Origin of the sequence: Hydrogenophaga sp. (assembly GCF_041633695.1) — a bacterium.
Lineage (GTDB): Bacteria > Pseudomonadota > Gammaproteobacteria > Burkholderiales > Burkholderiaceae_C > Hydrogenophaga.
Window position 1 is genome coordinate 1 of sequence record NZ_JBFJMY010000359.1, and the last position, 4285, is coordinate 4285.

The 4285-nt window shown below is 61.8% G+C and carries 6 protein-coding genes; 1 reads left to right on the forward strand and 5 read right to left on the reverse strand.

Annotated features, from left to right (window positions below; translation table 11 throughout):
* Positions 1-72: 72 nt before the first annotated feature.
* Positions 73-375, reverse strand: coding sequence for a hypothetical protein (locus ABYB95_RS17955; RefSeq protein WP_372660002.1), 303 nt, complete (start codon positions 373-375; stop codon positions 73-75).
* On the opposite strand from ABYB95_RS17955, the gene ABYB95_RS17960 reads away from it, so the two are divergent.
* On the forward strand, positions 257-1258 hold the full coding sequence (locus tag ABYB95_RS17960) for a serine hydrolase (protein ID WP_372660000.1): 1002 nt from the start codon (positions 257-259) through the stop codon (positions 1256-1258). The genes ABYB95_RS17955 and ABYB95_RS17960 overlap by 119 nt on opposite strands.
* A gap of 99 nt (positions 1259-1357) precedes the next feature.
* Here ABYB95_RS17960 and ABYB95_RS17965 read toward each other — a convergent pair whose 3' ends face one another.
* The 4 genes from ABYB95_RS17965 to ABYB95_RS17980 form a co-directional block, all read right to left on the reverse strand.
* A complete protein-coding gene (locus ABYB95_RS17965; RefSeq protein WP_372659992.1) occupies positions 1358-2164 on the reverse strand; it encodes an IclR family transcriptional regulator in 807 nt (268 codons plus the stop codon).
* A 79-nt stretch (positions 2165-2243) separates the two neighbouring features.
* The gene (locus tag ABYB95_RS17970; protein ID WP_372659994.1) at positions 2244-2981 is read right to left on the reverse strand and encodes an arginyltransferase; all 738 of its coding nucleotides are present in this window, start codon (positions 2979-2981) and stop codon (positions 2244-2246) included.
* Positions 2978-3748, reverse strand: coding sequence for a leucyl/phenylalanyl-tRNA--protein transferase (aat, locus tag ABYB95_RS17975; protein ID WP_372659996.1), 771 nt, complete (start codon positions 3746-3748; stop codon positions 2978-2980). Before aat ends, ABYB95_RS17970 begins: the two co-directional genes overlap by 4 nt.
* A gap of 116 nt (positions 3749-3864) precedes the next feature.
* A complete protein-coding gene (locus tag ABYB95_RS17980) occupies positions 3865-4206 on the reverse strand; it encodes a VanZ family protein (RefSeq protein WP_372659998.1) in 342 nt (113 codons plus the stop codon).
* Positions 4207-4285 lie beyond the last annotated feature (79 nt).

Genomic DNA, 4285 nt, shown 5'->3' on the forward strand with positions numbered 1-4285 from the left:
ATTTGTCTATACTCCACTCCAGCACAACGTCGTTGGCTGGAGTGGCAATATGATCAAACGCGCGAACCGGTTTCAAAACATCCTAAGCCTGGGGTTGGGCGTTCTTGTCTCGGCGGTGTTGTTACAAGCTGTGCCGGCTTTGTCCGCCACGACCGCCACCAAGTCCAGCAGCAAAAAGCCCGTGGCCTCCAAAACGGCGGTCAAAAAGAGCTTGGCCGTCGCCTCGGGTTCGAAAGCCAAACGGGTGGTCAAGACCGTGGCGGCCACAAAATCGACTGGCACGAAGTCTTCGAAAAAATCCGCAGTCCAGAAAACCGTGGCCCGCAAAAGCGGGGCATCTCGCAACGTCAAGCTGGCGAGCAGCAAACGGTCCAAAGCGTCTCACGCAATTGCCGCGAAAACCCCGGTGGCCAGGGATGCGCTTCTGCGCGTGGCTGCAGAGCCCCGGCTCTCGGTGGGTGAGCGGCTCGGCCTGCGCAGCAGCGACGATCCGCTGGACCTGAGTTCCAGCGTGGCCCTGGTGGTCGATCAGGAGACCAACGAAATTTTGTTGAGCAAAAACGATGCGGCGATCTTGCCCATCGCTTCCTTGACCAAGCTGATGACTGGCCTGGTGCTCGCCGAAGCCAATTTGCCCATGGACGAGCAAATCACCATCACACAAGACGATGTGGATACCTACAAAGGCAGCCGGTCGCGCCTGGCGGTGGGCACCACGCTCAGCCGGGGTGAGATGATGCATCTGGCGTTGATGTCGAGCGAAAACCGTGCTGCACATGCCTTGGGCCGTACCTACCCCAGTGGCCTGCAGCAGTTCGTGCGTCTCATGAACGCCAAGGCGAAGCAGCTGGGAATGGGCGACACCCGCTATGTGGAGCCCACCGGTCTGTCCAGTCTGAACCAATCCAGCGCGCGCGATCTGGTGACCCTGGTTTCGGCCGCGTACGAGCATCCCATTTTGCGCAACCTGTCCACGTCGCCAAGCTACCAGCTGGATGTCGGGCAACGCACGCTGCAATACAACAACTCGAACCGCCTGATCCGCAATCCGGATTGGGACATTGGTTTGCAAAAGACGGGCTATATCTCCGAAGCGGGTCGTTGCCTGGTCATGCAGGCCAAGGTCGCCGGACGCAAGCTCATCATGGTGTTTCTGGACTCGGCTGGCAAACGCAGCCGCTCCCAAGACGCCGAGCGGGTTCGGCGATGGGTGGAGGCGCAAGACTTTGTGCCCACAACGCACCGCCCGCAAGGTTGAGCGCGGTGTAGAGATACCCGGGCCGCTGCAACAAACCGTGCCCCCCCATAAAAAAAGGTCCCCTCAAGGGACCTTTTTTTATGGGCGTTCGGCCAAGGTTCAGCGCAGCGAAAGTTGCGCCGCCGTGTGCGCTTTGGGGCAGCCCAATGCGGCAGAGATATCGGCCGCGGTGGTGCGCAGCTTGGACAGCCAGTTCTCGTCGATGCGATCGGCTGGCGCGGAAATCGACAGGCCCGCCACCAGCTTGCACTGGTCGTCGTAGATCCCAGCGGCCATGCAGCGCACGCCCAGCTCCAGTTCTTCGTTGTCTCTGGCAATACCGGCTTGGCGGCACAGATTGAGTTCGCGCTCCAGTGCGGCAATTTGCGTCAGGCTGTTGCGGGTATTGCCCGCCAGACCGGTGCGTGTGGCATAGGCGCGCACGCGCTGGGGCTCGTCGGCCGCCAGGAACAACTTGCCCACGGAAGTGAGGTGCAAGGGCGCGCGTCCCCCGATCGCACGCACCACCTGCATACCGGAGCGCTCGCTGTAGGCGCGCTCCACGTAAATGATTTCGTCGCCCTGGCGCACGCTCAGATTGACCGGCTGCTGAATCAGCTTGTGCAGCTCGCGCATGGGCAGCATGGCGGCGTCGCGCACGCTCAAACGGGCTTTGACCAGGTTGCCCAGTTCCAGCAGGCGCATGCCCAGCCGGTAGCTGCCGGCCTCAGGGCGGTCCACAAAGCGGCCAATGGTGAGGTCGTTGAGGATGCGGTGGGCTGTGGATGGGTGCAGCCCGGTTTTCTCGCTGATTTCTTTCAGAGAAACCGGTTCTTCGCGCGACGCCAGGACCTCCACCAGATTGAACATGCGTTCAATCACCTGAACAGTGGGTGCGGTGGGCTGGTGGTCGGTTCGTTTGGTCATGGCAGTGGTGAGTTGCCTGTATCTTACAAGATGAAATTTGCACCCGGTGCTTGGTCGGTGCGGGGCTGCGCCGTGGCGTTCAATCCACCTCGACCCACTGTTCGTCTTGGCGTATTTGGTGGGGCTTGAAGCCGGCCTTGTAGCTCATCTTGCTGCTCTGTGCAATCCAGTAACCCAGGTACACATGCGGCAAACCGAGGGTGCGGGCCTGTTCGATTTGCCACAACACGCTGTACGTGCCGTAGCCCGACTTGTCTTCGGGTTCGTAGAAGGTGTAGACCGCTGACAAGCCATCGTTGAGCACATCGACGATGGACACCATCTTGAGCTGCGCAGGCTCTTGCTCGGTGGCGGGCTGGTAAAACTCGATCAGGCGGGAGTTGACCCGGCTTTGCAGCAAGAACTGGGTGTACTGGTCGATGCTGTCGTGGTCCATGCCGCCGCCGGCGTGGCGGCTGTTCTGGTAGCGCAGATAGAGCTGGTAATGCTCCGGAATGAAGCACAGCTTGAGCACACGGGTTTGCAGGGGCGCATGAAGTGCCTGGCACCGGCGCTGGCTGCGGTTGGGCTGGAAGCGTGCAACCGGCACGCGCAAGGGCACGCAGGCCTGGCAGCCGTCGCAATAGGGCCGGTAGGTGAACATGCCGCTGCGGCGAAAGCCGTGCGTCACCAGCTCCGAATACGCGTCGCTGTGGATCAGGTGGCTGGGCGTGGCAACCTGGGAGCGCGCATGCCGCCCGGGCAGGTAGCTGCAGGGGTAGGGCGCAGTGGCATAAAACTGCAGGGCCTGTAGCGGGAGTTCTTTGAGGTGGGTCACGGCTGGGTGCCAGCGTCGCTGAAGATCTGCTGCCAATATATCGGCTCAAACACCCACTGGGGCGCCGGGCTGGGCAAGGCCGATCGAATATGTCGACAAAATGTCTCGCGCGGAACGAGCTGTCCACCCAGGGAAGCCAGGTGTGGTGTGTCCTGCTGGCAGTCGATCATGGGCAGTCCCTGCGCCCGGCAGAACGCCACCAGTGCAGCCAGCGCCATTTTGGACGCGTTGCTCTGGCGGCTGAACATGGACTCGCCAAACACCATGCCGCCCAGGTTGATGCAATACAGCCCACCGGCCAGCTCGCCGTCGATCCAGGTCTCCACGCTGTGCGCCACGCCGGCCTTGTGTAGCTGGACATAGGCCTGGACCATGGCCGGCAGAATCCAGGTGCCCGATTGTCCATTTCTGGCCGAGTGGGCGCAGGCCTTGATGACCCGTTCGAAGCCGTGATCAAAGCGGATCTCCAGCCGGTTTGTGCGCAACAGACCCTGCAAGGACTTTCGCAACGAGCGGTGCAGCCGAAAGTGCTGGGTTTCCAGCACCATGCGCGGGTCGGTGCTCCACCACAGAATGGGTTGTCCCGCGCTGTACCAGGGGAAAATGCCGCGCGAGTAGGCCGAGACCAGTGTCGCCACGTCCAGTACGCCACCGGCTGCGAGCAAACCGGGCGCGGGGTCGTGCTCTCCCCAGGCCGTAGACACCGGCGGAAAAGCGTCGCCGGGCTCCAGCCAGGGCAACACGCGGGTGGGCGGGGATTGCGACATGGCCTTATTGTGCGGTTTTTCGCCCAAGGGCTCATGCTGCGGCATCCGATCGGCCGATCTTTACATCCGACGGCGCAGAAATCCCGGCGGCCACACCGACGAGCGGCAGCGAGGCCTCAATCGGCCCGAGCAAGCGCCCAGGGGCGCCACGTCCAAACCAGCATTCCGAACGCGATCCCGATGCCATCGGCCAGCAGGTCGAGCCACTCACCATGGCGCCATCCCGTCGCGGCTTGTGCACATTCAATCGCAGCGCCAAAAACGAGCAAACCCAATGCGAGTTGGTAGGGCTTGTGGCGCGGGTAGGCGTTCAGACAAAGCGCAGCCAGGGCCGCAAAACCCAGCGCATGCTGGGCCTTGTCCCAGATGTTGAAGGTCTGGCGCGGCAGGTATTCGGTGGGCAGCAGCGAAAGCACACCCACCGTCAACAGGCAGAACCAGAATGCGGTTTTTTTCATGTGTGTATGGGAGGGCAAAAATCGCTGGATTTTCGGTTGGTGTGCTTCAAGTCGAAGCACTTGTGCCGGTGGCCGAGGG